Below are 21,832 nucleotides of genomic sequence, written 5' to 3' on the forward strand. Positions count from 1 at the left end.
AGAGCAAACAAGGCAGGATACCTCCCATGTCCGCTAATGCACGCATTTCTGCGATCACCGCCCGCATTGTCGAACGATCGAAGCCGACGCGCGGACTTTATCTGGAGCGCCTGCGCAATGCCGCCTCGAAGAGTGTGAGCCGCTCCGTTCTCGGATGCGCCAACCTCGCGCATGGCTTTGCGGTCTGTTCCCCCGCCGAGAAAGACGCTCTTGCGGGAGACCGCGTGCCCAATCTCGGCATCATCACCTCCTACAATGACATGCTCTCGGCGCATCAGCCGTTCGAGACCTATCCCGCGATTATCCGCGAGGCGGCAGCCGAGGCCGGCGGCATTGCACAGGTCGCAGGCGCTGTCCCCGCCATGTGCGACGGCGTCACCCAAGGTCAGCCGGGGATGGAGCTCTCGTTGTTTTCCCGCGACCTGATCGCCATGGCGGCCGGCGTTGGCCTCTCCCACAACATGTTCGATGCCGCTCTCTTCCTCGGCGTCTGCGACAAGATCGTGCCGGGTCTCGTCATCGCCGCCCTATCCTTCGGCCATCTGCCTGCGATCTTCGTTCCTGCCGGCCCGATGACGTCGGGACTGCCGAACGACGAAAAGTCGCGCGTGCGCCAGCTCTATGCCGAAGGCAAGGTTGGCCGTGCCGAGTTGCTAGAGGCTGAATCGAAGTCGTATCACGGTCCGGGCACCTGCACCTTCTACGGTACGGCGAACTCGAACCAGATGCTGATGGAAATCATGGGCTTCCATATGCCTGGCTCCTCCTTCATCAATCCAGGCACGCCGCTGCGCGAGGCCTTCACGCGCGAAGCGGCCAAACGGGCGCTGGCGATCACCGCGCAGGGCAACGAATTCACGCCGGCCGGCGAGATGATCGACGAGCGCTCGGTCGTCAACGGTGTCGTCGGCCTGCATGCCACCGGCGGCTCGACGAACCACACGCTGCACCTCGTCGCCATGGCGCGGGCAGCCGGTATCCAGCTCACCTGGCAGGATATTGCCGAGCTCTCCGAGATCGTGCCGCTGTTGGCACGCGTCTATCCGAACGGCCTTGCCGACGTTAACCACTTCCACGCCGCCGGCGGCATGGGCTTCCTCATCAAGGAATTGCTCAAGCACGGCATGGTACATGATGACGTACGCACCGTCTTCGGACATGGCCTGCAGGCCTACACGATCGACCCCCGCCTCGGCGACGACGGCGCGATCGTGCGCGAACCCGCACCGGAAAAGAGTGTCGACCCGAAGGTGCTCGCCAATATCGAAACGCCCTTCCAGGCTAATGGCGGCCTGAAGATGCTTCGCGGCAATATCGGCAAGGCAGTCATCAAGATCTCGGCGGTCAAGCCGGACCGGCATGTCATCGAAGCACCGGCCGTTGTCTTCCATAGCCAGCAGGAGCTTCAGGACGCTTTCAAGGAAGGCAAACTCAACAAGGACTTCATCGCCGTCGTGCGCTTCCAGGGACCGAAGGCGAACGGCATGCCGGAACTGCACAAGCTGACGCCGCCGCTCGGCGTGCTGCAGGATCGCGGCTTCCGCGTCGCGCTGCTGACAGATGGCCGCATGTCCGGCGCCTCCGGCAAAGTGCCGGCGGCGATCCACGTCACGCCCGAGGCTGTCGATGGCGGCCCGATCGCTCGCATCAAGGACGGCGATATCATCCGTCTCGACGCGATCGCCGGCACTTTGGAAGTTCTTGTCGACGCAGCTGATATGGCCGAGCGTGAGTCGGTGGTCGCCGACCTGTCGGAGAACGAATTCGGCATGGGCCGCGACCTGTTTGCGCCATTCCGCCGGGCGGTTGGCCCGTCGGATCGTGGTGCGAGTGTGCTGTTCCACTAGTCGGTAGCCAGCCATCAAACAACAAAGCCCGCGAGGAAGCTCGCGGGCTTTGTCTTTTAATGGTTTGAAAACTCAGGCGCGAATATCGAGCACGCGATCGCGGTGCGCCGGATGTGTGCTGTAGACGAAGATCTTGTTCAGTTCCTTGTCGTTCAGCATGCGCAGGAATCGGACTTCGATCGTGTTGTTTGCATTCACCCTCATCAGCATGCAGCCGACTTTGGTGATGCGCGCGTCCGGAATATCGAGATAGAACTGCTTCGGAAGGGCGTATTGGGTGAGGAGCGCGAGAACCGCCGTGCTCTTGGAAATGCGAATGATGTCGCACCGCCGGGACGCCATGTGCATGACGCCTTTTTCCGTATATTCGATGCGCGCGGCGTTCCTCGTATCCTCCATTCTGAACCGCACTTCGCGGTCGTACATGAAGGATTCCTCTTTGTTCAGAAAGTGCTGCCCAAAAGGCATCGGATTGGATGGAGCCACCGCTCGTATTCCCCTCAATACTCAATGAGGAAATACTAGCGGGCGATGCTTAACAGAAGGTGAGAGCAGTTTCGATATCGAGTACTATCCACAGCGAACGGCGGGGCGTGTCTCAGCAAATAATATTGTTTTCGATCAGATACATAAAAAGCCCGGCAGCGCTTGCTGACCCCCGGGCTTTGTTTTTTGCTGCTCCCGTTTGGAGCACTTTTATTTACGATACGTACGGCCGTCCGCATCAAAGAGATGCAATTTGGAACGGTCGGCCGAGAAATGCATCTTCTGGCCCCTTTTGATGTCGTAAATGCCTGGTAGCTTGACGATGATCGGTTCGCCGCGGACAAGGCCCTCGATGTAGAGAAGCGTCACCTCACCGAGCGCCTCGACGATCGAGACTTCGCCTTCGAAGAGGTAGTCGTCGCCCGCACCGGCGACGCGCAGATCTTCAGGGCGGACGCCGAAGCTTGCCGTCTTGCCCTTCTCGGAAGCCGCTGTCGCAATATCCAGCGTGACGGACTTGCCCCCCGTCAGCGTCACCGTTGTCGTGTTGCCAGCTTCGGTGATGGTCGCAGGAATGACGTTCATCGCCGGAGAGCCGATGAACTTCGCGACGAAGAGGTTTGCCGGGCGCTCGTAGAGTTCCAGCGGTGCGCCTACCTGCTCGATGTTGCCTGCAGAAAGAACGACGATCCGGTCGGCAAGCGTCATCGCTTCGACCTGATCGTGGGTGACGTAGATCATTGTCGTGCCGGCCATCTGCTCGCTGAGGCGGGCAATCTCGATGCGGGTTGCGACACGAAGCGCTGCATCGAGGTTCGACAGCGGCTCGTCGAAGAGGAAGACTTTGGGGTTGCGGCAGATGGCGCGGCCGATGGCCACGCGCTGGCGCTGACCACCGGAGAGTGCCTTCGGCAGACGATCGAGATACTTGCCGAGCTGCAGGCTGTCGGCCGCAGCACGAACACGGCGATCGATCTCCTGCTTGCTTTCGCCGGCGATCTTCATGCCAAACGCCATGTTGTCGTAAACCGTCATGTGCGGATAGAGCGCGTAGGATTGGAACACCATGGCGATGCCGCGCTTCGACGGCGGCACATCGTTGACCAGTTGGCCATCGATATACATGTCACCGCCGGTGATGTTCTCCAGGCCGGCAATCATGCGCAACAGCGTGGATTTTCCGCAGCCCGAAGGACCGACGAACACAACGAACTCGCCCTCCTTGATCTCAAGATCGATCCCGTGAAGAACGTCCACGGAGCCGTAGGATTTGCGAATATCCTTGAGCGTCAGTCCAGTCATTAATTCCTCCTCCAGAATCGTCAGGCGAGACGAGCGAAATACGCTCCCCATGCCGGAATATCGATCTTCTCACCGTAGTTATTGCTGACGAAGCCGTGGCCCGTCAACGCCTGCCAGTCGCCGGCGGGCAAAACAGCTGCGCTTTCGGTAGCGCTCATGTTGAAGACACAAAGCAGCTTTTCGTTGCCGTATTCGCGCACGAAAATAAGCACGTCGTCCTGCGGTTCCATGAACTCGATCTCGCCCTTGGCAAAGGCCGGATGCTGCTTGCGGAAGGCGAGGAAGCGGCGATAGTGCTCGAACACCGAGGTCTCATCGCCCTGCTGGACGCTGACGGCGCGCAGGATGTGTTCGACCGGGACCGGCAGCCATGGCTTGACGGTGGAGAAGCCACCCTGAGCAACCTGACTGTCCCAGACCATCGGCGTGCGGCAGCCGTCACGGCCCTTGAACTCCGGCCAGAACTGGATGCCGTACGGGTCCTGCAGGTCCTGGTAGGCAAGATCGGCCTCGGTGAGGCCGAGTTCCTCGCCCTGATAGAGGCAGACAGAGCCGCGCAACGTCAGCAGCAGGGACGCATACTGCTTGGCAAAGGCATCGTGGTCAGCGACCAGCGATCCCCAGCGGCTGACATGGCGCATGACATCGTGGTTGGAGAAAGCCCAGCACGCCCAGCCATCCGGTGCTGCCGCAGCGAAGTCTTCCATGACCTCTTCAACCCGCTCGGGAGCCAGGGGATCGGGCGCCAGGAACTCGAAGGCATAGCACATATGCATCTTGTCGTTGCCTGATGTGTATTCCCCGACGATCTCGAGACCGCGCTGGCTGTCGCCCACCTCGCCGACGGCCGCAATCGCCGGAAACTCCTCGAGCACGGCGCGGAACCGCTTGAGAAACTCGAGGTTCTCCGGGCGGTTCTTGTCGTAGACGTGTTCCTGGAAGTTATAGGGATTGACCGCCGGAGCGGTGGACGCGTTGCGACGCTCGGGGGGCAGAGCCGGATTGTCGCGCAGTTCCCTATCATGGAAGTAGAAGTTGATCGTATCGAGACGGAAGCCGTCGACGCCGCGCTTCAGCCAGAAGCGCACCACATCTAGCAGCCGATCCTGAACCTCGGGATTGTGCAGGTTCATATCCGGTTGCGAGGTCAGGAAGTTATGCATGTAGTATTGCATGCGCGTCGGGTCCCACGCCCATGCGGACCCGCCGAAGATCGACAGCCAGTTGTTCGGCGGCGTGCCGTCCGGCTTGGCATCGGCCCAGACATACCAATCCGCCTTGGCGTTCGTCTTGCTCGTGCGGCTTTCGACGAACCACGGATGCTGGTCCGAGCTGTGCGAGATGACGAGGTCGATCATCACGCGGATACCGAGGCGATGGGCTTCTGCTATCAGCGTGTCGAAGTCCACCAGCGTGCCAAAAATCGGATCGACGTTTTCGTAGTCGGAGACGTCATAGCCGAAATCGCGCATTGGCGAGGTGAAGAAGGGCGAAATCCAGATCGCATCGGCGCCAAGGGCGGCGACATGCGGCAGTCGGGCAGTGATGCCCTTGAGGTCGCCGATGCCGTCGCCATTGGAGTCCTGGTAGGAGCGCGGGTAGATCTGATAGATCACCGCGCCGCGCCACCAGTCCTTGTCGGCCGTCAAAATGGATTGGGATGCCATGCTCATGTTTCCTGTTGGATGCTCTTGGGTTGCTAGCCGCCCTTGACCGAGCCCGCGAGCAGACCACGCACCAGATAGCGCTGCAAGCTAAAGAACACGAGCAACGGTACGACAATGGTGACGAAGGCCGAGGCCGTCAGGATTTCCCAGTTGCCACCTCGCGAGCCGAGCAGTGCATTCAGGGCACCTGTCAGAACGAGGTGATCCCTGTCGGTTCCGAGGAAGACCATGGCGACGAGCAGGTCGTTCCACACCCACAGGAACTGGAAGATCGCGAAGGATGCGAGCGCCGGGAAGGACAAAGGCAGTACGATACGGGTAAAGATTTCGAAATCGCTGGCGCCGTCGACGCGGGCGGATTCGATGATCTCCTTCGGAAGGCCGGCGATATAGGCGCGCAGCAGGTAGATGGCGAGCGGCATGCCGAAGGCGGTGTGAGCAAACCAGATACCGGGATAGGTCTTCGACGGAGCGTCGAGTAGCGCGCCGATGCCGTTATAAAGCCTGAGAAGCGGGATCAGCGACATCTGCAGCGGCACGACGATCAGGCCGACGACGAGCGCGATCATCAACGCGCGGCCGGGGAATTCCATCCAGCTCAGCGCATAGGCGGCGAAGGCGGCAATGAGGATCGGGATGATCGTCGCCGGGATGGTCACGGTCAACGAGTTGATGAAGGATTGGCCAATCCCCTCGCTGGTCAAAACGTTCTTGTAGTTCTGCAGGGTGAATTCCGGCGGCGTGGCGACGGAAATGTAAACACGCCGGCCGCCATCATCCGGTCCAAAGGCGGCGTTCTTCATGTAACGATAGTTGCCATCGCTGGCGACGATGAGCGAAAGGCCATCGCCAAGATCTGCCGTCTCGCCGGCCTTATAGGCAGATGGCTGCTGGACGCGCGTTCCGAAGGCCCGGATGGAACGGCCCTGCTGGCCCTCCAGCACATTGCCGGAAATGACGTAGACGGCTCCCTCCTGCGTCTGCTGGTCCGGCTGGCCAAGACGCGCCGCAACCGTCCGCGACGAGCCGGCAAAAGCCGTCCACCAGCCTGAGACGACGAGCTGGTCTTTGTCGCGCAACGCACTGACAAAGATGCCGAGCGTCGGGATCAGCCAAATGATGACGATGACTAGGACTGCGAAGTGAACGAAGAGGCGGGCGGGGCCGATCTTGAAGAAATCTCGGGTCAGCGTCATCTCAGTGGCCTCCCAGCTCGCGATTTGCACGGCGGACGTTCCAAACCATGATCGGCGTCACGGCGAGCATGATGATCAACGCGATAACAGCACTTCGGCCGGAATCGCCGCCTCCACGGAAAAGCCAGTTGAACATGAGATTGGCGAGCACCATCGTATTCCATTGACCATTGGTCATGGTCAGCACGATATCGAAGACCTTGAGGACGAGGATCGTGATCGTCGTCCAGACAACGGCGATCGTGCCCCAGACCTGCGGCACCATGATGCGCCAGAAGATCTGCCAACCATTCGCGCCGTCGATGACGGCAGCCTCGATGGTTTCCTCCGGGATGCCGCGAAGTGCTGCGGACAGGATCACCATGGCGAAGCCCGTCTGAATCCAGATCAGGATGATCATCAGGAAGAAGTTGTTCCAAAAGGGCACCGAGATCCACACCTGCGGCGTGCCGCCGAACAGCTGGACGATGGCGTTGAGCAGGCCGATCTGTACATCGTTGCCGCCACGATACTCGTAGATGAACTTCCAGATGACCGATGCGCCGACGAAGGAGATCGCCATCGGCATGAACACGATGCTCTTGGCGATATTGCCCCACCAGATGCGATCGGTCATGACGGCGATAACGAGGCCGAAGAAAGTGCAGGCCGCCGGCACGACAGCCAGCCACAGGATGTTGTTGAAGATCGACTGACGGAATTCGCGGTCGGTAAACGCCCACTGGTAGTTCGCAAAGCCGACGAACTGTTCGCCGGAGCGATCATAGAAAGACAGGATCAGCGTCGCGACCACAGGATAGACGAGATAGACGACAAGCAGCAAAAGGGCAGGCCCGATGAACAGCCACGGTCGGATCATTGCCCGGCGGTTCAGGTTACGCGCCGCGAAATGGATGTCGCCATGCTTCACCGGCAGCGACCAATCCAAGATCTTGTTCGAGAAGTAGAAATAGGCCGAGCAGGCGAAGACCGCCACGACCACGACCCCTAAAGCGGAAACTATCTGCGACAGCATTCGTCCCTCCCCTGCGACCCGGTCTATCCTGACGGGTTTGCGCGCCGATGTCGTCACGCCGCCGTCGCTTTCGAAACGACAGGCGACAGTGGCCGGACACTCCCAGTATCCGGCCATGCACTTCAATCATGCCGCCGCAAACGGCGGCATGGAACTCAGGCGTTGTTACTTGATGGCATCCCAGGCGCCCTGGATTTCCGTGGCGGTCTCTTCCGCGGACTTGCCACCGACGAAATCGACCATGCCGGTCCAGAACGCACCGGCACCGATCTTGCCAGGCATCAGGTCGGAGCCATCGAAGCGGAAGGTAGTCGCGGTCGTCAGGATCTCGCCTTCCTTCTTCATCTGCTCATTGGCGTAGGCGGCCGTGTTGACACCCTTGTACGGCGTCAGGAAGCTCGACTGCGCCATCCAGACTTCGTGTGCGATCGGCGTCTTCAGGAATTCGACGAAAGCACGAGCAGCCTTGGAGTCCTTGGTGATGGTGACGAGCGTACCGGCACCGAGAACCGGCTTGCCGAGGTCGGCATGCGCCGCATAGGTCGGCATGTAGAAGAAGTCGGCATCCTGACCGAGCTTCGTGCCTTCAGGGAAGAAGGACGGGATGAACGAAGCCTGATGGTGCAGGTAGCACTTCGGCGGCACCCCGAAGAGGCCCTTCGGGCTGTCGCGGAAGTCGGTTGCGGCAACAGCTGCAACACCGCCACTGACGTACTTCTCGTTCTTGGCGAAGGAACCGAATTCCTCGATCGCAGCGACCACGGCAGGATCCGTGAACTTCACTTCGTTGGTGGTCCACTTGTCGTAAACGTCAGGCTTCTGCTGGCGCAGCATGATGTCTTCAATCCAGTCCGTTGCCGGCCAACCGGTCGCACCGCCTGAACCGAGACCGATGCACCACGGAACACCGCCGTCCTTGACGATCTGGTCCGTCAGGGCGTGCAGTTCTTCCATGGTCGTCGGGACCTTGTAGCCTGCTTCCTTGAAATTCTCGGGAACGTACCAGACCAGCGACTTCACGTCGGCCTTATACGGGAAGGCATAGAAAGCTTCTTTGCCGTCCTTGCCCTTGTAGGTGCCGTAGCCGACCCAGCTGTCGCCAGCGCCGTAGTTGTCCTTGATCCACTTGGAGTTCTCTTCACCAAGCGGCGTCAAGAATCCCTTGCTGGCGAGATCGGCGAGAAGGCCCGGCTGCGGCAGAACGGCGATATTCGGCGGCGAACCAGCCTGCGTGTCAATGACGATCTGCTGTTCGTAGTTTTCCGAAGAGGAATACTTGGCGTCTACGCCGGTCGCTTCGGTGAAATAAGCAAGAATGCTGCGGAAGAAGGCTTCGTCTTCGCCGCGCCACGGCCCGAAGATCGTCATCTGCTCGCCCTTGAGATCGGCGTGAGCAGCCTTGAAATCGTCGTAGCTCTTCCAGTTGAACTTCGAATCCTGCCCAGGGGCAAACTTTAGATCGGCAGCAGATGCGGCACCGGCAGCAAAAAGCGCCGCCGCAGCAACGCCCATCAAAAACGTCTTTCTCATGTGATCAACCTCCCATCACAATCCCAACCGCACTTTTGAACCATTTTGACGCCGTTCCAAAGCGCTTTGACAAAAGCACTCATGTCACTTTCGGCGGAAAAGAGTCAAGCAATTTTGCGAAAAGCGTAAAAGATGCGGCCTTTTATATCACGGCTTCAGCGCCATATCTTGGGAATATGGAGCGATTTTCCTTGAGTCAAGCGGCACAATTGCTACATAATTAAAAGCGCTTTGGATGCCATTGGGAGCTGGCAACCAGGGTAGGCGGAGGAAGCATAGCACGTGAATTTGAAACAGCTATCGGAATTGCTTGGCCTGTCGCAGACGACGGTAAGCCGTGCATTGAACGGCTATCCAGAGGTCAATGAAGCGACGCGCGAGCGCGTTCTGCAGGCGGTGAAGGAAACTGGCTACCGCCCGAACAAGGCGGCTCAGCGGCTTGCAACCGGCAAGGCCGGCTCGATCGGCCTTGTGATGCCGACGGCTCCCGACCACTATTCCGATGTGCACTTCGGCGAGTTCCTGACGGGCCTCGGCGAGGAGGCCGTCCGCCACGATTTTCATTTCGTGATCATGCCTGCCGATCCTAACGACGAAGTGGGCGCGCTGCGGCGGCTTGCGATCAGCGGCAATGTCGATGCGCTGTTTGTGGCCTATATGCGTGGCCACGATCCGCGGCTGCCAATGCTGAAGTCGCTCTCCATGCCCTTCCTCGTGCATGGTCGTTCCATCGGTTCTGAGCCGGACTACCCTTATCTCGATATCGATAACGAAGGCGCTTTCTACGATGCCACGCGCTTGCTGCTGCAACTCGGCCATACGCGCTTCGCCCTGCTCAACGGGCCGGAACATCTCGACTTCGCAATGCGCCGCAAGAACGGGATGATTGCCGCGCTTTCCGAGCGCGGATTGTCACTTCCGGACGATCACATGAGCCACACGACGATGACCGACGAGCTTGGCCAGACTGCTATGGAACGGTTCCTGCAGATGCCGGAGCGGCCGACGGCGATCCTGTGTTCCAGTACGGTGCTGGCGCTCGGCGCAATCCGCGCCGTCAATCAGGTTGGTTTGAAGCTCGGGGAGGACGTCTCACTAATCGCGCATGACGACGTCCTGCCGCATCTGAAGCCAGAGAACTTCTCCGTGCCGCTGACAACGACGCGATCGTCGCTGCGCGCCGCGGGCGTTCGCATTGCCCAGCGCCTCATCGGCACGATCAAGCAGGATGGGCCGTTTCCGGAGCAGGAACTCTGGAAGACCGAGCTGATCGTCAGGTCCTCGACGGGGCCTGTGCCGCGAGCGGATCAGAACTTGGGCGGGGTTTGACCAGCCGTGCGATGCGCGGCGATGACGGTGTTGGCCATCAGCATCGCGATCGTCATCGGCCCTACCCCGCCGGGAACCGGCGTGATGACCGCAGCGACTTTCGCGGCTTCGTCAAAGGCAACGTCGCCAACAAGACGGGTCTTGCCTTCACCCTTTTCCGGCGCGGGAATGCGGTTGATGCCGACATCGATGACGGTAGCGCCGGGCTTTACCCAATCGCTCTTGACCATCTCGGGGCGTCCGACTGCCGCAACCAGAATGTCCGCGTTGCGGCAGACGGAGGGCAAATCCTTTGTGCGCGAGTGAGCAATCGTCACCGTCGCATTGGCGTTCAGCAGCAATTGTGCCATCGGCTTGCCGAAGAGGTTCGAGCGGCCGATAACCACGGCATTCAAGCCAGAAAGATCTTCGCCGTGTGTCCGGCGCACAAAGACCATCGCGCCTGCCGGTGTGCAGGAGACCAAGCCTGTTTCGAGATCGCCGGTCGCAAGCTTACCGGCATTGACGACGTGGAGACCATCGACGTCCTTTTCCGGCAGGATCGATTGGATGATCGGCTCGGATTTCAGGTGCTTGGGCAGCGGTAGTTGCACGAGGATGCCGTGGATCGACGGATCGTCGTTCAGCGAAGCGACGAGCGCCGCCAACTCCTCCTGGGTCGTCTCGACCGGCAAGGTGTGCTGGACGGATTTGAACCCGCATTCCTTCGCCATCTTGCTCTTGGAATTGACGTAGGCATGGCTGGCCGGGTCATCGCCGACGATCACGACGGCGAGTCCCGTCTTGACGCCACTCTGCTTGTCCAGTGCCGATGTCGCCGCCTTTACCGTTTCGATGACGGAAGCTGCGACCTGTTTGCCATCAATCACTGTCGTCAAGACTGTCTCCTGCCCTTGCTTTCGCTCATTGTAGCCGGTGGCGCTCAGCGCGATTTGCCTGTCCACGCCCTATCCTGCCTAAAATGGCAAATGCAAGAACAATCGTGTCGCAGCAAGGTCAGGACGTCGCCGACCGGGTATGCAGCCTCTGCCGCATAGCGGCGAGGTCCGCGCGGATGGAGGCCATGTCCTGTGAAGTCTCGACCGGAGCCAATGATGGAGTGACAATTGCCGGCTCTCGCGTAATTGTCCGCATTGATGGCTCTTTCCTTATCGGAACAGCCAAGATCGTACGCGCCTTTATTGAGAGAGTCGCGAGGCCGAAAGCAAGCCCAGCAAGAGCGCCGAGCAGCGGTGGAAGCCAGCCTTGATCGGCCGGCACCGCCGCGACCTGCACGGGTTTCAGCAGTTGCACGCCGCCAGCGCCAGGCACGGATCCTGTGGTAATCGCATCGTCAAGACGCGAGCGCGCCGCGCTCGCCTTGTCGCGGAGTTCGATGAGTTTGGCCAGGTCGACACCCGTATCCTTGCTCTGCGCGATGAGCGCATTGCGACGGTCAGTCAGCTGCCGTTTGTCTGTAGTGGCTGACTTGATCTCATCATTCGCGTCGCGCACCAGGCGCGCCAGTTCGTCGCCGACTGCTGCCCTCACGCTGTCGACCTCCGCCTGCTGCGCCTGAAGCTGAGGATGACGGGGGCCGAGACTGACGGACAGTTGCGAAAGGGCGAGTTGCGCGGCCACATCCTTGTCGCGGCGCTCGACGAGTGTCGGCGACATGAGATCCGCATCCAGTGTGCCGGCCAACACATCGCCGACTTTCGCCGTTTTCAGCCGGCGCACCCTGTCCTGAGCGGTGACGATGCGTTGCTCGGCCGCCTTCACCTCCGCATCAACGCTTCCGATCTGCTGCCGCAGATCAGTGGCAACCTTGACGTTTCCTTCGCCGCTCTTCTGCGTGAAGGAGGAAAGTTCGAGCTGTGCGGCGTCAGCCGCCTTCTTCAGCGATCCGCCTTCGGCCACTGCGGTGGTGGCGCCTGCGCCTGTTAGGATTGAGGCAAGGTAGCCGGCGATCCGCGTGGATTTCGCCACACTCCCGGTCGTCACCTTGAAATCGACCGTGCCCGCATGTGTATCGGTCGCCGTTTGAATTGCGGAGGCGAGTGATGCCTCGGCGCGTGAAACAGGATCGGTGGCGGCGCCATCGGCCGCGATCAGGTCGAAAGCCACCGCAAGCGCATCGGAGGACGCCCCGGAAAACTCGGCATCGCGATCGAGCTTCAATGCCGCGACGGTTGCTGCGACCGTGTGAGAAGACAAAAGCGTCCTTTCGGCCGCTTTTGCCATTTCACCGCGACCTTGGCCGGTGCCTTGGATGCTAAGCCTGCCTTCGGCGCTATAGCGCGCCGGTTCCACCGGGATCAGAGTACCGCTCGCGGCGCCCAATGCACACATGAGACCAATCATGAAAAGGGGCTGCAAACGCCGCGCACCGACGGCAAGTGGCACCTGATTGAGATTTGCGGCCGGACGCACCACCTCTGGCTCCGCCACCACTGGCTGTGGCTCAACCACTGCAAATTCTGCATCGTTTGCGGCTTCGAGCCTCTTGCCCAAGATCGTCTCGATGCGGTTGACGAGCGCCGGCGCATCAGCCGTGGCAGCCTGCCTCGCTCTCTGCTGCTCAAGCGCGCGCTCGATCACGCCGAGCAGTTGTGCCTCGGCCGCCGGCAACGCAGCCGCCGCATTGGATGGGGCCGCGGCACGATCGCGCCGGGGGGCCGACCGATCGAAGGCTTGGCTTCTCTGATTACTGTCGTACATCGCCGGATCTCATGCGTAAGAACGGTCGGACGCCCGCGATTGCGGATGGTTAACCAAGCCTAAATGTTCATGGCAAAGAAATGGTTAACTGGCGGCGCCTGATGCGATGCCGCTAGCATCTTACCTCGATCGACTCAGGATCCGTTTGCGGCGTGATCGGCGGTACTGGAGCACATAGTAGAGAAACGCTGCAAAGCCGAGGCCATGCTGAAGGCCCAAGCGAGCCGGTTTCTGCGTCCGGAGATAGGAGCGTCCGAAGCCCAGCCTCCGCACAATCGTCAGCGGACGACGGGGAGCACCGGCGACGGCGGCGAACAAGTCACCGGCAACAAGAACGAGCCGGGCGTGATCAGCCCGGATATTCCTATGAACCCATTTCTCCTGAGACGGCGTCGTCGCCCCGACGATGAGTATGTCGGGTCGCTGCTGGTCGATCTCCTTGACGATCGCCGATCCCCCTTCGGTCCCGTCGAATCTGTCGGAAATGGCGATGAATTCATGCCACGGAGCGTGCTGACGGAATGTCGCGGCTGTCTTTCTGACGGCCTCTGAGGTGCTGCCGACCAGGCCGATGCGCCGTGGTATTTCCATGAACGTCAGCAGCGCCGGCACGAAATCGGCGGCCTTCAGGCTGGCTGGGAACGGTGATCCGTGCGCCGCCTTCGATGCGATATCGAGTCCCGGGCCATCGGGGAGCAGCAGACTTTGCGCAAGAACGGCACGATATTCACTGTCGCGCAGCGTCATCAGCATATTGCGCGCGTTGACGAACGAGATCGTCGTCTGTCCGACCGGTATCGACAGCAGTTCGTTGATGAACACCAGCGCGTCATCCCAGCCGAGATCGCAAACCGGCAGATCGAAAATCGCACGACGGGACGACAGAACCGCGAAATTCGCGATCAAGTTCATGCCGGTCTCCTGACGGTAGTGCTTCATGCCGCATGCATCCCGGAACAGATAATCAATCGCGCGGGCGATTGAGCATCGACCGAGCGCGTTCGCCTGGGAGCGTATGTAAGAATTCCGGGAACCGGAATGCAGGTGCACAATCAGCCCATCGACGGGACTTGTAGCAGCGCGATTTCAACTATCCCTTAGGAAAATCGCTTGAATTGCCGGTTGCGAACGAAGGAATCATTAACCATCGAGACCCACACGCAGACATGCCGGCAACGGCAAGGTCTATTCGGTTGCAGCCGGATCCGACACTGGCGCCGGAGCTACGACGTTGACAGGCTTGACCGTCTTCTTCTGTTGACCGGAAGCGTTTGCCTTGACGTCTTCCTTGGAGAGATAGTCGAGCTGCTCCAGCATGACCTGGTCGATATAGTCCCCGCCGAGATGCTGGTTGATGTCCTTCTTGATCATCTCCCGGAAGGCATTCGGATCGAAGGATTTCATGTTCGAGATGTCGACCATCTTGTTGCCGACGAGCAGTGTGAAGAGTTCGTCGGTGGTCATTTCGGTCAGAGGCAAGGACACGTTCTTCACCGCGTCCTTGTTCATCATGAAAGACACCTTGCCGAGGAAGTAACCGGTGACGGCACCATCGGCAATGATCGGCACGGTGATCGTCTCGCCCTTTACAAGCTCGAGCTGGCTTTGCTTGGAATCATCAGGAGCCGGCGCAGGGGCCGTGGCCATGTGCACCGAGAAATAGACCGATGCCAGCGTGATCGCGCAAACCCAGACGCCTGTCAGAACGAGCTTAATCATCAAGCGTCACGTGCCACGAATTGCTCTTGGGAATAGGTGCCGTCGGCATCCGCATCCTGAACCGCATTCTTGAGGAGATCGGCAACCGTGCGGACCGCCTCAAGATGAGCTTCGACGCGCCGTGCGTTCAGTACCAGCTTCTTCTTCAGCCCGTGAAGCTGGTCAAGATGCGTCTCCGCAAGTTCCTTCGGGTCGGTGTCGCGGAAGAGCATCGAGAGTTCATAGAGGCAGCGGCTCTTGTGCGCGTTCGACACCTTGAGATCGAACTGCGGATCGTTGCCGATCCGCGTGTTCTCATTGTCGATGATCATTTCCAGGCGTCCAAGAACCGATTTGATACGGTATTCGTTCGAGATTATTTCCATTTTTGTCCTCGATTCTCTCAGGCGTCATTGGCGGACTTGTTGTCCGCAGTTGTTGTACCGAAGGTCTTGCGCTGGAACTCGTCGATCATACTCATCGCCATGTTGCGATCGTCCTGATCGGTCGAAGCGTTGGCGACCTTGCCTTCCTGCTTCTTCAGCGCGTCCTGATAGAGCTGCTTGGCAATGCCGATGCCGTCGCCCTTTGAAATCTCGTTGCCGAGCTGTTCGGCCATCATGCCCTTCCAGATATCACCGGTGGCACCCTTGCCGTACACTTCTTCACTGTCGCTCGGCAGCATGTTCTTGATGAAGTTCTGCAGCACCATCGCCTCGAATTTGCGATAGGTTTCCGGCACCTCTTCCGTCTTGGTGGTGCGATTCTTGCCGTCGCTCAAACCGGTCTTGCCGACGGCGCGGTCGAGAATATCGACGGCCGACGTGAAGCCTTTGCCGGCTTCGGCGAGACTGTTGGCGGCAAAAGCGGCCTGGTTTGCCTTCAGTTTGTCCTGCGCCGCCTGGACCTCGAGTGGGTCGGCAGCCTTGACAACATCCAGGACCAGATCACTCGGAGGTGAAATAGCCAAGTCACAATCCTCTTGCTTTAAGATTGTGACGATTATGGTTTTTGAAGCTTGCTGGAGGCTGGCGTACCGAACTTTTGATCGATGAGATCATAGACCGCGTTGTCATCGGCTTCGCGGCGTTCCGACTCCAAGGCCTCGCGCATGCCGTCTTCCAGCCTGTCGCCCTTGGCGCGCTCCTGAACAACGCGCATCTCGTGAATCTGCTGCATGCCGGTCAGCTGTTTGTCTTTGATCCCGAGCCGGTTGAACCGATCCGCGTAGCCCTGCGAGAAGGCGTGGTGGACCGGATCCATAGAACCAAGCGCCAGGATGACGCTGTCCATCTGGTCGTTAACCTCCGCGCGCTGGCGGCTGGTTTCGGCAAGATCGAATTCGGCCATCTGCTCCAAATGACGTTGAACGGCCACGAGGCGCTTCAATTTCTGGGAGCGTGTCTTGTCCGCCATGCCGCTACCTGCCGACAAAGACGCTAGCGAAGGACTGGCCGAACTGGCTGACCAGTGCCGCCACGGAGAAATAGAAAAGGAACAGGCCGCCGAGAAGCAGGTACGGGGTCGATATGAAGTACACCGGAATCTGCGGCGCGAGCTTGTTGATGAAGCCGATGGCGATATTGAACATCAGGCCGTAGATCAGGAAGGGGCTCGAGAGCCGCAGCATGATCATGAAGGTCGACGACAGCGTGTCGGTGAACGAGATCAGCGTGCTGCGCATCTGCAGGATGCCTCCGAAGGGCATCGACGTGTAGGAATCCACCAACGCCCGGAACACGATGTGATGAAAGTCCATCATGAACAGGATCATCATGCCGGCGAAGGTGATGAAGCCTGAAAGGCTGGTCTCGGGAGTATCTTCGAAGATGTCGCCGGCGCTCGGCTGCGTGTATCCCACCATCATGGCGATGACACTGGCCGCGAACTGCAGGCCGAGTGTGTAGACCCGAGCGAGCATGCCGTACATCACACCGATCAACGATTCGCTGAAGATGTAACCGATATAGGTGGCGTTCGATGTATGAACGATCGGATAGACCGTATCCCACAGGACCGGAAGGATCGCCAGCGACAGGGCAGCACCGATGAAGACCCGCAATTGCGGCGGCACTCGCGCCGAGGAAAAGCCGGGCATCGCCAGGACGCAGCCGCCGATCCTGCAGAAGATCAGGAACAACGCCAGCACGGTCCCTTGCGGGTCAGTTATCATGAAATAGAGCCCAGAATCTTTATCTCGATGCCCTTGGCGAGCTCTACATGCGAGAGGACCGGGAGCGTTGCGAACAAGCGTTCGATGATCATGCGCACATAGGAGCGGGTTTCCGGCGAAGTGACAAGGGCGAACGGCAGGCCGCGATCCATGAATTCACGGATAACTTTCGTTGCCTGCTCGCTGAACTCCTCGAGCATGCGCGGGTCGATGTCGAATTCGATGATCTCGCCCTTGTTGTCGCGCTTCAGAGCCTGATGGAAGGCAAGATCCCACTTGCTGCCGAGTCGCAACACCCGCAGTACGCCATTGTCGGCAAGATCGCCACACAGCTGCTGCGCCATCCGAACGCGAACGTGTTCGACAATCTGCTCGGTCTTGCGGACATGGGGCGCCAGTTCGGCGACGGCTTCCAGGATCAGATGCAGGTTGCGAATTGATACGCGCTCGGCAAGGAGCAGCTTCAAGACGGCTTGCAGGCCGGAATAGGACATATGCGACGAGCAGATCTCGTCGGCCAGCTTCTTGTATTCCGGATCGAGCCTGTCGATCAGCACCTTCACGTCCTTGTAGGAGAGAAGCGCCGGCAGATTGTTGCGGATGACTTCGCTCATATGCGTCAGCACAACGGAAACATTGTCGATCGGCTGGAAACCTTCGCGCTTCAAGTCTTCGGAAAAAGCCTCAAGGATGGAAACGGCGGGCATGCCGAAGGCCGGCTCTCGAATCTCGTCGCCGGGAATGCTCGGCTTGCGGCCAGAGCCGGTGACAACAAGAACTTCGCCAACGCGCAGCATGTTCGACGCGACCGTCGTGCCGTGGATTCGGATCTGATAGGACTTCTCGGCGATGGCGATGTCGTCGGTCACCTTGATTTCGGGAACGACAAAGCCGTACTGCGTCGCGAACTTCTTGCGCATCTTTCCGACACGGAAGGCAAGCTCCTGATGGGCGCCGAGCAGACGGGTCGATACCATCTTGCCGAGCGCGAGCTCGATCTCCGAGGTGCGCAGCACCGACTTGACGGAGTCTTTTTCGAGTTCCTTGTTCTGGACGACCTTCTTCTCTTCCTGCTCGCGTCGAGCCTTGTTCTCGGCCTCGACCTGGCGAGGAATGAACCAGGCACCGAAGGCCAGAAGACCGGCAAGGAACATGAAGGGGACGAATGGCAGACCCGGCATGAGGCCGAGGATTGCCATCAGCACGGCGGACACCGAAAGCGCGCGCGGATAGTTGCTGAGCTGATTGACGACCGCCTGCTCGGTGGAACCGACCGTGCCGCCGCGCGAAACGAGAAGGCCGGCCGCGAGCGAAACGATGAGCGCCGGCATCTGCGAGACGAGGCCGTCGCCGACCGAGAGCTTGACGAAAACGTCGGCGGCCTCGCCAATCGGCATCCCGTGACGGAAATAGCCGATGATGATGCCACCGAAAATGTTGATGCAGGTAATCAGAAGACCGGCAATCGCGTCACCGCGAACGAACTTGGACGCACCGTCCATCGCACCGAAGAAGGAGCTTTCCTCTTCGAGTTCCTTACGCCGGCGCTGGGCTTCCTTCTCGTCGATGATGCCGGCAGAAAGATCGGCGTCGATCGACATCTGCTTGCCGGGGATCGCATCGAGGGTGAAGCGCGCGCCGACTTCGGCGATACGCGTTGCACCCTTGGTGATGACGATGAAGTTGATGGTGATCAGGATCAGAAAGACGATCAGACCGATCACGAAGTCGCCGGACATGACGAGGCTTGCAAACCCTGCGATGACGCCGCCGGCGGCATCATGGCCCTCGTTGCCGTGTGAAAGGATGACACGGGTCGTCGCGATGTTGAGCGCCAAGCGCGTCATGGTCGCGATCAGAAGGATGGTCGGGAACGACGAGAAATCGAGTGGCTTCTGGATCCACAGCGCCACCATCAGGATCAGCACCGAAAAGGCGATCGAGAACGCCAGGCCCATGTCGATCAGGAATGGCGGGATCGGCAGGAAAAGCACGCAGATGATAACGATGATGCCCATGGCAAAACCGATATCACGTACGCTAAGTCCGGCTTTCGGAAGGGGAAGTGCGGGAGGTTGCGCCATTTCGATTCCGTCTCTTCATGAGAGGTGCGGGCATGATGCCCACCAATTCGGAACGAGAACTAAATGGCGAAGCTTGCGCGAAGGTGGCTCAGAAGCCAGACTGGATGCGCGAAAACACCAGATTGGTGAAAATCGAAATCTGCGATCCGACAAACGGCGCAGAGATGCCGATGGTCACGAGGACGGCCACGATCTTCGGAACGAAGGTGAGCGTTGCTTCCTGAACCTGCGTCAGCGCTTGGAAAAGCGCGATGATCAGACCGACCACCATGGCCGCGGCGACCGCCGGGCCGGCGGAAACGAGAACGGTCCAGATCGCTGCCTGGAAGAGGTCAAGTGCATCAGCTTCATTCATTTTCAGGCAACCTCATATCGCCTTGCGGTTCGTCCGACTGGGCCGAACCGCTCTGTCATTTCACCTAGCTCGACGACGAAGTATCTGTCGTCGTCGGCGCCTTGTCGGACAGGGTGATTCCCGCCTGAACGAGGATATTACCGCCATCGGTCGTCGTCGCAATGATGCCGTCGGAATAAACCTTTACCGAGGCGACCGTGCCCTTCACGCTGCCGTCCGCGCTGGTCATGTATTTGCCGATGTAGCTGCCTGCCTGGGTCAGGCTCGAGCTTGCCAGCAACGTGTCCAGCTTGCTGTTCGTCTGGATCGTCTGCTCGACCTGCGAAAAGCTTGCCAGCTGCGACATCTGCTCGCTCGCATCCACCGGATCGGTCGGATCCTGGTTTTTCATCTGCGCGATGAGAAGCTGCAGGAAGTTGTCGTAGTTGAGCGTTGCCTTTTGCTGTGCGCTCGAGTTGCTCGACGACGAAGAATTGTTGACGTTTGATACGCCGTCTACCGCCATGGCGCGATCTCCTTGCGAATCTGCTCGACCATCGTCGGGTGCATTTCCTGGTTGTTGAGAATGCTGTCTTCGATCGAATAGAGGCCGCGGATCGCCTTCAACGCGTCAAAGGCGCGTCCGGTGGAAACCAGACCGTCAATGCGCTTCAGTTCGGCGAGGACTTCCTCGTTCTTGAAGCAGGTCAGCAACATCGTGATCGACTTGCGGAACATCGCCGTCGACTGATCCTTGCCTTCCGGATTGATGAGGATCATCTGCGCGATGAAGTAGAGCTGACGCAGAGGCGTCGTCGCGTCTTCCGGCTGGAGAACGTGGTTTTCAAGAAGGAACGTTACATCGTTCAGGAATTCCAACGCGACCTTGCGATCGACGCGCAAAACCGCACCGTTAATGAAGATCTTTTCCCCGGCTTTTAGCGAGATACGAAGTGTGCTTTTCATTTTAGTCCATCCCTGATGATGGTGGTAACGTCGATAATGCCTTGGTAGTTTGTCGACTGCCGGCGCCTGATCCGATCGCACTCTTTCAAGATCCAGATCGCGATGGAGATGAGGTTCGCCCGCAGCTGGATTTCAAGCTGGTTGTCCGGATGCTTGAGATCCTCGATAAAGCTCACCCAAACACGCCGGGTGTAGAACAATGCATCAATGGCTTCCCGGCTGTATTTCTCTTTGTCCCGCGCAATCGACAGCAGCTCGATGGACCGGTCGAGAACTTGACGCTCCCGCTCCTTCGCATCGGCCACCGAGTCCTCCATGATCTCGGAGTAAGAGAACTGATACATTCATGCATCCTTCTTTGTCTTTCATACCCTTGATCATCAAAGGTAGTTCACGAGACTCAACTGCTGGATTTTCGAGACAATGGTGTAGGCGGTCTCCAGCTGCGTCTGGAGCGTGTTGACCAGCGTCGATGCTTCCGAGGTATCCACGCCCTGGAGATCGACGAGCTTGTTCTGGATGATGCTGGACTGGGCATCGAGGGCATCGTTAGCCTTCTCGACGCGCTCCTGCGAAAGGCCGAGCTGGCTCGCCTGCGTCACGATGCCAGTCGTTGCCTGTGCCGCATAGCCAATCGCCTTCGACGTGACCGTGCTTAGTGCGTCAGCGCTTACATTCTGGCTTGCCAACGCCGATACTGTGATCGAGGCCAGCGCGAAGTAGCGCATACCGTCCGAGTTGGAGTTGGTGGACGACGTCACGACTTCCGAGTTGCTGATACGGCTCGTCATGTTCTGGTTCGAGGCAGCCGACCAATCGCTCCAGGCAGGCGGCGTCACGTAGGCCGCTGGCGCCACGGGCGTCGGTGCACCGGGCGGCGGGAACGCGATCGGCGTCGAGGTGCCGTTGAAGGTGTCCTGCGAGAACATCGGCTCGACGAAGTTGGTGATGAAGGTGCCCATTTCGGCGCCCGTCAGAGAGCTGACCGGTTTGCCGAGGCCGCTTGCATAAGCTTCCAGGTTGGTCTGAATAGCGGTCGTCGCGGCGGTCTGCTGATTGGTGAGCGGCTGGACATCGGTGTTGATACCCGAGAACAGATACTCGCCGTTGAGCATCGAATTGCCGGTATCCATCAGCTGCGACAGCGCGTCACCGGCAGATTGCATTGCCACCGTGATGCTGGTCTTGTCCTGGCTACCCTGAAGCGCGGTCAGCTTGGAGACCAGCGCATCGCCGGCCTTCTTCATGCTGTCGAGGCCGAGCTGCGATGCTTCCAACCGCGCTGAGACGACGGAATTGCTGCCCTTGAGAGCCTTGATACGGCTGACTTCGGCCGTGAAATTCACGCTTTTCGCCGCGCCCGAACCAAGCGAGGCACCAATGTCGGCGTAAACGCCGGTCGTTGCTTCGAGAGAAGCGCTAACCAATTGCTTCTGCGACTGGCGGATCGTCAATCGCATTGCGTTCTGAATGGCTGAGCTAGAAATAAATGAACTTTTCATGGC

Annotated in this window: 22 protein-coding genes; 2 read left to right on the forward strand and 20 right to left on the reverse strand. The window is 59.3% G+C overall.

Going from position 1 to position 21,832, the window contains the following annotated elements; translation table 11 throughout:
• The first annotated feature begins 26 nt into the window (after positions 1-26).
• Positions 27-1,847: a phosphogluconate dehydratase gene (gene edd / locus FHT77_RS03710; protein ID WP_114711477.1), complete on the forward strand. Its 1,821-nt coding sequence runs from the start codon at positions 27-29 to the stop codon at positions 1,845-1,847.
• 72 nt (positions 1,848-1,919) lie between these two features.
• Here the strand turns inward: edd and FHT77_RS03715 are convergent, their stop codons facing one another.
• The 6 genes from FHT77_RS03715 to FHT77_RS03740 all read right to left on the reverse strand — a co-directional run bounded on the left by FHT77_RS03715 (position 1,920) and on the right by FHT77_RS03740 (position 9,043).
• Positions 1,920-2,273, reverse strand: a complete 354-nt coding sequence (locus FHT77_RS03715; protein WP_040673934.1) for a hypothetical protein — start codon at positions 2,271-2,273, stop codon at positions 1,920-1,922.
• Between the two features lie 270 nt (positions 2,274-2,543).
• Positions 2,544-3,635 carry an ABC transporter ATP-binding protein gene (locus FHT77_RS03720; protein WP_183752622.1) on the reverse strand — a complete coding sequence of 364 codons (1,092 nt, stop codon included), beginning with the start codon at positions 3,633-3,635 and terminating at the stop codon, positions 2,544-2,546.
• Between the two features lie 20 nt (positions 3,636-3,655).
• Entirely contained in the window at positions 3,656-5,308 is a 1,653-nt protein-coding gene (locus FHT77_RS03725) for an alpha-glucosidase family protein (protein WP_183752624.1), read from the reverse strand.
• A 26-nt stretch (positions 5,309-5,334) separates the two neighbouring features.
• Complete coding sequence (locus FHT77_RS03730; RefSeq protein ID WP_183752626.1) at positions 5,335-6,498, reverse strand: carbohydrate ABC transporter permease; 1,164 nt, start codon at positions 6,496-6,498, stop codon at positions 5,335-5,337.
• 1 nt (position 6,499) lies between these two features.
• Positions 6,500-7,513, reverse strand: coding sequence for a carbohydrate ABC transporter permease (locus FHT77_RS03735; RefSeq protein ID WP_114711469.1), 1,014 nt, complete (start codon positions 7,511-7,513; stop codon positions 6,500-6,502).
• A 165-nt stretch (positions 7,514-7,678) separates the two neighbouring features.
• The gene (locus tag FHT77_RS03740) at positions 7,679-9,043 is read right to left on the reverse strand and encodes an ABC transporter substrate-binding protein (RefSeq protein ID WP_183752628.1); all 1,365 of its coding nucleotides are present in this window, start codon (positions 9,041-9,043) and stop codon (positions 7,679-7,681) included.
• A gap of 282 nt (positions 9,044-9,325) precedes the next feature.
• Here FHT77_RS03740 and FHT77_RS03745 point away from each other — a divergent pair, with 282 nt between their 5' ends.
• Positions 9,326-10,372, forward strand: a complete 1,047-nt coding sequence (locus FHT77_RS03745) for a substrate-binding domain-containing protein (protein WP_183752630.1) — start codon at positions 9,326-9,328, stop codon at positions 10,370-10,372.
• On the opposite strand, the gene folD is transcribed toward FHT77_RS03745, so the two are convergent.
• From folD to FHT77_RS03815, 14 genes are all read right to left on the reverse strand, one after another.
• Positions 10,351-11,250: a bifunctional methylenetetrahydrofolate dehydrogenase/methenyltetrahydrofolate cyclohydrolase FolD gene (gene folD / locus FHT77_RS03750; protein ID WP_183753873.1), complete on the reverse strand. Its 900-nt coding sequence runs from the start codon at positions 11,248-11,250 to the stop codon at positions 10,351-10,353. The genes FHT77_RS03745 and folD overlap by 22 nt on opposite strands.
• A 118-nt stretch (positions 11,251-11,368) precedes the next feature.
• The gene (locus tag FHT77_RS03755; RefSeq protein ID WP_183752632.1) at positions 11,369-13,072 is read right to left on the reverse strand and encodes a succinoglycan biosynthesis protein; all 1,704 of its coding nucleotides are present in this window, start codon (positions 13,070-13,072) and stop codon (positions 11,369-11,371) included.
• Between the two features lie 120 nt (positions 13,073-13,192).
• Positions 13,193-13,984 carry a WecB/TagA/CpsF family glycosyltransferase gene (locus FHT77_RS03760; protein ID WP_183752634.1) on the reverse strand — a complete coding sequence of 264 codons (792 nt, stop codon included), beginning with the start codon at positions 13,982-13,984 and terminating at the stop codon, positions 13,193-13,195.
• Positions 13,985-14,257: 273 nt separating this feature from the next.
• A complete protein-coding gene (locus FHT77_RS03765; protein WP_183752636.1) occupies positions 14,258-14,791 on the reverse strand; it encodes a hypothetical protein in 534 nt (177 codons plus the stop codon).
• Positions 14,791-15,156, reverse strand: coding sequence for a hypothetical protein (locus FHT77_RS03770; RefSeq protein ID WP_183752638.1), 366 nt, complete (start codon positions 15,154-15,156; stop codon positions 14,791-14,793). Before FHT77_RS03770 ends, FHT77_RS03765 begins: the two co-directional genes overlap by 1 nt.
• A 17-nt stretch (positions 15,157-15,173) precedes the next feature.
• Positions 15,174-15,740 (reverse strand): rod-binding protein, encoded by a 567-nt coding sequence (locus tag FHT77_RS03775; protein WP_016552788.1) that lies wholly within the window; start codon positions 15,738-15,740, stop codon positions 15,174-15,176.
• 32 nt (positions 15,741-15,772) lie between these two features.
• A complete protein-coding gene (locus FHT77_RS03780) occupies positions 15,773-16,186 on the reverse strand; it encodes a hypothetical protein (RefSeq protein ID WP_183752640.1) in 414 nt (137 codons plus the stop codon).
• A 4-nt stretch (positions 16,187-16,190) separates the two neighbouring features.
• Entirely contained in the window at positions 16,191-16,943 is a 753-nt protein-coding gene (gene fliR, locus FHT77_RS03785) for a flagellar biosynthetic protein FliR (protein ID WP_183752642.1), read from the reverse strand.
• Entirely contained in the window at positions 16,940-19,027 is a 2,088-nt protein-coding gene (flhA, locus tag FHT77_RS03790; RefSeq protein ID WP_183752644.1) for a flagellar biosynthesis protein FlhA, read from the reverse strand. Before flhA ends, fliR begins: the two co-directional genes overlap by 4 nt.
• 88 nt (positions 19,028-19,115) lie before the next feature.
• Positions 19,116-19,382, reverse strand: coding sequence for a flagellar biosynthesis protein FliQ (gene fliQ, locus FHT77_RS03795; RefSeq protein ID WP_016552783.1), 267 nt, complete (start codon positions 19,380-19,382; stop codon positions 19,116-19,118).
• 64 nt (positions 19,383-19,446) lie between these two features.
• Positions 19,447-19,887, reverse strand: coding sequence for a flagellar hook assembly protein FlgD (flgD, locus tag FHT77_RS03800; protein ID WP_183752646.1), 441 nt, complete (start codon positions 19,885-19,887; stop codon positions 19,447-19,449).
• Positions 19,878-20,327, reverse strand: a complete 450-nt coding sequence (flbT, locus tag FHT77_RS03805; RefSeq protein ID WP_016552781.1) for a flagellar biosynthesis repressor FlbT — start codon at positions 20,325-20,327, stop codon at positions 19,878-19,880. The genes flgD and flbT overlap by 10 nt, the downstream gene beginning before the upstream one ends.
• A complete protein-coding gene (gene flaF, locus FHT77_RS03810; protein WP_007530128.1) occupies positions 20,324-20,671 on the reverse strand; it encodes a flagellar biosynthesis regulator FlaF in 348 nt (115 codons plus the stop codon). Before flaF ends, flbT begins: the two co-directional genes overlap by 4 nt.
• Before the next feature lie 36 nt (positions 20,672-20,707).
• Entirely contained in the window at positions 20,708-21,829 is a 1,122-nt protein-coding gene (locus FHT77_RS03815; protein WP_016552780.1) for a flagellar hook-associated family protein, read from the reverse strand.
• Between the last annotated feature and the right edge of the window lie 3 nt (positions 21,830-21,832).

The organism is Rhizobium sp. BK181 (genome assembly GCF_014193305.1).
Taxonomy (GTDB): Bacteria; Pseudomonadota; Alphaproteobacteria; order Rhizobiales; family Rhizobiaceae; genus Rhizobium.

Bases quoted from the DNA above. Each gene is read 5' to 3' on its own strand.
- FHT77_RS03730 (WP_183752626.1), bottom strand. From the start codon at position 6,498: ATGACGCTGACCCGAGATTTCTTCAAGATCGGCCCCGCCCGCCTCTTC.
- FHT77_RS03755 (WP_183752632.1), bottom strand. From the start codon at position 13,072: ATGTACGACAGTAATCAGAGAAGCCAAGCCTTCGATCGGTCGGCCCCC.
- FHT77_RS03740 (WP_183752628.1), bottom strand. From the start codon at position 9,043: ATGAGAAAGACGTTTTTGATGGGCGTTGCTGCGGCGGCGCTTTTTGCT.
- FHT77_RS03725 (WP_183752624.1), bottom strand. From the start codon at position 5,308: ATGAGCATGGCATCCCAATCCATTTTGACGGCCGACAAGGACTGGTGG.
- FHT77_RS03780 (WP_183752640.1), bottom strand. From the start codon at position 16,186: ATGGCGGACAAGACACGCTCCCAGAAATTGAAGCGCCTCGTGGCCGTT.
- FHT77_RS03735 (WP_114711469.1), bottom strand. From the start codon at position 7,513: ATGCTGTCGCAGATAGTTTCCGCTTTAGGGGTCGTGGTCGTGGCGGTC.
- FHT77_RS03765 (WP_183752636.1), bottom strand. From the start codon at position 14,791: ATGATTAAGCTCGTTCTGACAGGCGTCTGGGTTTGCGCGATCACGCTG.
- flgD (WP_183752646.1), bottom strand. From the start codon at position 19,887: ATGGCGGTAGACGGCGTATCAAACGTCAACAATTCTTCGTCGTCGAGC.
- FHT77_RS03720 (WP_183752622.1), bottom strand. From the start codon at position 3,635: ATGACTGGACTGACGCTCAAGGATATTCGCAAATCCTACGGCTCCGTG.
- flaF (WP_007530128.1), bottom strand. From the start codon at position 20,671: ATGTATCAGTTCTCTTACTCCGAGATCATGGAGGACTCGGTGGCCGAT.
- FHT77_RS03760 (WP_183752634.1), bottom strand. From the start codon at position 13,984: ATGAACTTGATCGCGAATTTCGCGGTTCTGTCGTCCCGTCGTGCGATT.
- fliR (WP_183752642.1), bottom strand. From the start codon at position 16,943: ATGATAACTGACCCGCAAGGGACCGTGCTGGCGTTGTTCCTGATCTTC.
- FHT77_RS03815 (WP_016552780.1), bottom strand. From the start codon at position 21,829: ATGAAAAGTTCATTTATTTCTAGCTCAGCCATTCAGAACGCAATGCGA.
- FHT77_RS03715 (WP_040673934.1), bottom strand. From the start codon at position 2,273: ATGTACGACCGCGAAGTGCGGTTCAGAATGGAGGATACGAGGAACGCC.
- edd (WP_114711477.1), top strand. From the start codon at position 27: ATGTCCGCTAATGCACGCATTTCTGCGATCACCGCCCGCATTGTCGAA.
- flbT (WP_016552781.1), bottom strand. From the start codon at position 20,327: ATGAAAAGCACACTTCGTATCTCGCTAAAAGCCGGGGAAAAGATCTTC.
- fliQ (WP_016552783.1), bottom strand. From the start codon at position 19,382: ATGAATGAAGCTGATGCACTTGACCTCTTCCAGGCAGCGATCTGGACC.
- flhA (WP_183752644.1), bottom strand. From the start codon at position 19,027: ATGGCGCAACCTCCCGCACTTCCCCTTCCGAAAGCCGGACTTAGCGTA.
- FHT77_RS03770 (WP_183752638.1), bottom strand. From the start codon at position 15,156: ATGGAAATAATCTCGAACGAATACCGTATCAAATCGGTTCTTGGACGC.